Origin of the sequence: Sulfuricurvum sp., from assembly GCF_049305995.1 — a bacterium.
Classification (GTDB): Bacteria; Campylobacterota; Campylobacteria; order Campylobacterales; family Sulfurimonadaceae; genus Sulfuricurvum.
On record NZ_JBAQPS010000263.1, the window covers coordinates 1 to 5166 of the forward strand.

Here is a 5166-nt window from a genome sequence, read left to right on the forward strand (position 1 = left end):
CTAAGCGATTACATCAATCTGATTGTCTACAAAGACCTTATTGAGCGCTATGGGATTACCAATACGGCACTTGTGAAACATTTGATCAAATATGCCTTCGTCAATATGGCGACGTCAGTGAGTATTACCAAGCTCTATAATGATTTTAAATCCAATGGATTCAAACTCGGAAAAGAGACACTGTTTGATTATTTTGGATATTTGGAAGAGGCGTATGCCATTTTTAGTGTCCCGATCTTTAGAAGCTCAGTACGTGAAGAGCAGCGTAATCCTAAAAAAATCTATGCGATTGATAACGGGCTTCGAGCGGTGTATGATGCATCGTTTTCTCCTGATTACTCCAAGCTCTATGAAAATCTGGTTTTTTTAGCACTCAGGTCTAAAACCAATGAGGTTTATTACATCAAAGAGCGTCAGGAAATCGATTTTTACTGTGTCATTGACGGCGAAAAACAGCTCATCAATGTCAGCGTGGATATCAGCAATCCGGACACTTTTGAACGCGAGATAAACTCACTTACCGAGGGGATGGAGTTTATAGGGGTTGATATGAGTATTCTCATCACAAAAGAGCGTGAAGGCTCCATGAATGTAGGAGATAAACTTATTAATTTTATTCCGCTTTGGAAATGGTTGTTAACCCATGATTGATAACACAAAACAAAGAATAATCGACATTATAGTAATTTCTATTACGATAATAGATAGGGGATTTTAGATTGAGTAGTATATTTTAGTATCTATGTAATTAAATATAAGATATAATACATATAGATTAAATATAAAGAAAAGGATATTAGATGTTAACCTATGGTGTAACCGATATTCAAAACAAACCTTCCTTAATGAAAATAATGGATGTTGCTGAAATCATTGATCGACGAGCCCATATGACAGTGGGATATTTCATCTCATCCAAATATGAGAAATTCATTCTGCCCGTTATCGAAAAAATTGATCGGGAAGAAAAACTTGCAAAACTCCATAAATTGAAAAATCATCAAGATTTAGAATTTGCAGAGGCCGGAGTCGATGATGGAATTAAATAGAGGTGATATTGTAATAGTCAACCTTTATCCTAAAAAAGGGGATGAAGTAGGAAAAATAAGACCGGCAGTAATTGTTTCTGGCAATGATGAAAATGCAATTTTAGATACGGTCATGCTGATGCCTCTTTCAACCGATCTCATTGATAATATGTATCCATACAGAATGAAGATTCTAAAAAGAGATGGTCTCAAAGAAGATTCGGATATTTTAATCAATCAAATCCGAGCCCTTTCCAAAACGAGAATAAAAGAGAAAGTTGCCAAGCTTACATCTGTTGAATACGACTCTGTGATCCAAAATCTTTGCAAAAACTTTTAATAGGATAAAACTATGCTCAAGACATCTCAACCGATGATGTGGTTAACAATTGTCCCGTCAAATCTAATAAGCCGACTTCATTAACCATCATATCGTAATAAGCAATATTTAATTCGCTCTCTATACTTTTCATTTTGAGTTCGGCGTCCATAATGTCGATTTGATTTTTGATCCCCTTTTCATATCCGCTTTGCACCGATTTCAGAAATAGCTTTGACGATTCCAATGCCTGTTTAAGTACGTCAATCGATTCGTGCAACGATTCGCGTTGCGTCCATAACTCTTCAAACTTATCTTGCATTTGAAGGTGTGCTAATTCTTCATTGGATTCGGCTGCATTGAGCAGTAACACCGCTTCTTGTACTCTCGAAGAGGTATATCCTCCTTGGTAAATCGGGAACGAAAGTTGAACAAAGGCTTTGTTGTCATATTTGTGCGCTACGGGGTCGTTGGTATCGTTTTGACTCCGTCCTAAACTTAAATCGGCTTTAGGATAGTGATCGTATCCACGAATGGCTACTTCATCTTCTGCCGCTTTTTTCGAGAGGCGGGCAATTTTAATATCTTTGTTTTCTTGGAGACGATTTATCCACTCCTCTTTGGAGATGGAAAGTATCTTATTACTTTTGAGCGGGGCGATGGAATCGAATGGTGTTTTGCACAGGCGTTCTAGTTTGTTTTTCAGTGTTTGGTATTCCCGTTTTTTGCTTATAAGATCGCTTAAAGCTTTTTCTTTATTCACTTTAGCTTCGATCAATTCGACGCTATTGGACAATCCCATAGCGATCATGTCGGAACTTTTACGAAATTTGGCATCGTAGAGCTCTTTTTGGCTGTGCAGTTTCTCGATATCGGCTTGCGTTTTGAGCATTTGCAGATAGGTTTTTATGACATCGATTCCTACTTGTTGAGCCTGTTTTTCGAGTTCTATCGTCGAAGTCTTATAGCGCTTTTTCATCTGATCGACCGCACGCCATAATTCGGGACGATACAACGGCTGAGTCAGAGAAAGAGAATAGGTTTTATATATTTCAGAAGTTTCAGTAGCGTTATAATAGGTTTCGTACTCGTATTTTCCCCCCGAAGCACTGATATCCACTTTGGGGAAAAGTCGTGATTGCGCCTGCCGAACATTCTCTTCGACCGCTTGGGTTTTAAATTTCTCGACACGATACCCCGGATGATTCGTCAATGCGAGTTCATACGCCCTCTCCATTGTCAGAACGCTATCTGCGAAAAGAACAAGAAAAGTCACTGATAGCAAAAACAAGAAACGTATCATCGTTCACGCCCCGATTCTTGCCACGCTTTTTGTACAGGTGAGAGGAGATACTCCATAACCGTTCTACGCCCTAGGTGGATCTCTGCAATCGTCTGCATCCCCGGAGTGAGTTTGAGCCGTTTGGTATCCACTTCCAACTCCTGAACATTTAATCGAATCAATGCTTTATACGTCATAACCATACCCTGAGACGGTTCGGATTGAGACGTCGAAGGTGGTGGCGTAGTGGACTGTATCGCATCAGCACCGACGTGCACTACTTTCCCCTCGATCATCCCGTATTTTTGAAAAGGATACGCGACCAATTTTACCTTTACTTTTTGCCCCGGATGGACGAATCCGACATCTTCATTTTTGATCATCACTTCAGCTTGGAGAGGATCATCATAGGGAACCAATGACATCAACACCGTTCCCGGAGAGACGACGGAACCTTGTGTATGGGTAGCCAGATCTTTGATAATACCGCTTTGGGGAGCTTTGAGTTCCAAAAGAGAGCTTTTATAAACGTTTTTACCCCATTCTTGAACCAATCGTTTGTACTGAGATTGGGTATCGGAGCGTTCGTTCTCCAGTTGGCTTTTATCGTTTGAAGAGAGTTGAGCTAAACGCTTTCGAGACGCTTCGACCGCTGAGCTTAATCCTGCTACCGTCGCTTTTTGGGCGTGATAATCTTGCTCTTTTTCGATTTTTTCACGCTCTTTATCATCCGCTTCGATACGGCTGATATACCCGCTGTCCGCCAGTTTTTTGAAAGACTCCGCATTGCGGCGATACATCGGAAGCGTTTGTTCCAGTTTGCTTAACACTTCTTGAGCCGCTGATAGATCATGTTCTGTTTTTTTGAGTACTTGCATCTCTTGCGCTTGCGCATCATGATACGCTTGACGGTGAGCGGCGTATTGTTGTTGCGTTTGCAGGTATAAATCCTCCGGATCTTCGGAGGATTTGGCTAGCGTTCCTGAACCCAGTTCCGCATCGATTCGGCGTAGTTGAAGCGAACGCAGACGCATCTCCCCCTCGACACTCCTGGTATCGGATAACATAGCTGTACCGTCCATCCGCATCAATACGTCGCCTTTTTGTACCGATTGCCCCTCATGGACGAGAATCTCTTTAATGACTCCCCCTTCCGCCGGTTGAACGATCTTTACATACGATTTGGGGATCAGACGCCCTTCGGCAGTCGCGACGATGTCGAGCTTGCCGAAAATCGCCCACCCCAATAAAATAAAGAATAGAACGATAACCAAATAAAGGATGGTTTTTGGCAATTTACTGGGTGGACTCTCCTGAATCGCCAGTAATCCCGGAGCGAACTCGATCGCTTCGGGCTTCATGGTAGAAATACGTGATTCAGCCATTCGATACCGTATCCTTGAGCGGTACATCCCAGCTCATCAGCTGAAGCGGAGGGTTAGCACCGGGCACGGGAGCATAGCCGTGTACTTTTTTACCCGGGAAAAGGGTAAGTACTTCGGTAATCGTCTCTTCACTTTGACCGAACGGGGTTACGATGTCGATCAGCCAAACGTTTTCTCCCCCCTGCCATTCATGAGGAGCAATTTTCGGGGTTCCCGAGAGGAGTCGTTGATGGACGTCATCGTTCACTTTTGCCCATGTGACGAAAGCAAACGGGATTTGGCTTCGGGTATAGAGGCGACATTGATCGAGGATGATCGGAGGCATGATGGTAAAATCGGTTTCGGCGATAAACGTAAATTTTCGGATCGGATCTTTGGCGTAGAGCCATATTGCCGGTCCTAGAATTGGCAGCTTGGCGAGTGCCTGCTGCGAATGGGCTAAATCTTCTTCGTTAAAAACGTGAGGCTTTGTTTCTTGTGACATGTATAGAGTTCCTTTTTAGTAATGGTATAAATTATTATTGGTATTGAGCGCTTGCGCGGCTACGGCAAAATTTGGATCGTTTAGAGTACTTTGCGCTCCGGCAATACTCATACGAGAGAGTTCCCCCTCTTTGGCATAACTACATGCCATATCACCACCCAATATTATTGTATCGGTATTCAAGTGATGGTCGAGTAAATCGTTCATAGTATACCAACTTCCTGCTATTTGTGTTTCGGCAATCGCTTGAACGATCCCTTGATAATCAAAAGTTTCGGCAGCAAACCATACGTCTGCAGCGGTATACGTTTCACCCGATACTTTAGTGTAGCTTGATATTAGTCCAATGGTATTGCCATTGTCAGTAGTTGCATCTTTGGTAGTATCTAAAAGGATACTTTTTATACCTGCATCAGTGAGACTTTGAAATTCATTATTTTCACTGATACCGTTATGGTTGGTATCGATCCATAGGGAGAGTTCTGCGAAGGCTTGATCCGAGGTCGTGAGCATAGTGTCATGATTATCATCCAAATCACTTAGTGCGGCGTAGCCCTCTTTTGCTTTGGTGCCGTTTGAGAGAACCGTAGCACTGCCGAAGAGTTCACTTCCGTCGTTAATCATACCGTCACGGTTAAGATCACGAACCAAGAATGCGTCTATTCCAT

At 42.5% G+C, this 5166-nt stretch carries 6 protein-coding genes and 1 pseudogene; 3 read left to right on the plus strand and 4 right to left on the minus strand.

From position 1 onward, the window contains the following. From WA010_RS09035 to WA010_RS09045, 3 genes are all read left to right on the plus strand, one after another. Nucleotides 1–651: ATP-binding protein (locus WA010_RS09035; protein WP_422556802.1), on the plus strand; the 651-nt coding region annotated here is incomplete at its 5' end. Nucleotides 652–800: 149 nt separating this feature from the next. After that, nucleotides 801–1049 carry a hypothetical protein gene (locus WA010_RS09040; RefSeq protein WP_422556803.1) on the plus strand — a complete coding sequence of 83 codons (249 nt, stop codon included), beginning with the start codon at nt 801–803 and terminating at the stop codon, nt 1047–1049. Continuing rightward, complete coding sequence (locus WA010_RS09045; protein ID WP_422556804.1) at nt 1036–1368, plus strand: type II toxin-antitoxin system PemK/MazF family toxin; 333 nt, start codon at nt 1036–1038, stop codon at nt 1366–1368. The genes WA010_RS09040 and WA010_RS09045 overlap by 14 nt, the downstream gene beginning before the upstream one ends. 16 nt (nt 1369–1384) lie before the next feature. Here WA010_RS09045 and WA010_RS09050 read toward each other — a convergent pair whose 3' ends face one another. From WA010_RS09050 to WA010_RS09065, 4 genes and pseudogenes are all read right to left on the minus strand, one after another. Then, a complete protein-coding gene (locus tag WA010_RS09050; RefSeq protein ID WP_422556805.1) occupies nt 1385–2650 on the minus strand; it encodes a TolC family protein in 1266 nt (421 codons plus the stop codon). Beyond that, on the minus strand, nt 2647–4014 hold the full coding sequence (locus tag WA010_RS09055; RefSeq protein WP_422556806.1) for an HlyD family type I secretion periplasmic adaptor subunit: 1368 nt from the start codon (nt 4012–4014) through the stop codon (nt 2647–2649). The genes WA010_RS09050 and WA010_RS09055 overlap by 4 nt, the downstream gene beginning before the upstream one ends. Beyond that, nucleotides 4007–4498: a toxin-activating lysine-acyltransferase gene (locus tag WA010_RS09060; protein ID WP_422556807.1), complete on the minus strand. Its 492-nt coding sequence runs from the start codon at nt 4496–4498 to the stop codon at nt 4007–4009. The genes WA010_RS09055 and WA010_RS09060 overlap by 8 nt, the downstream gene beginning before the upstream one ends. A gap of 15 nt (nt 4499–4513) precedes the next feature. Continuing rightward, nucleotides 4514–5166: pseudogene (locus WA010_RS09065) on the minus strand (hypothetical protein); the annotation flags it as partial.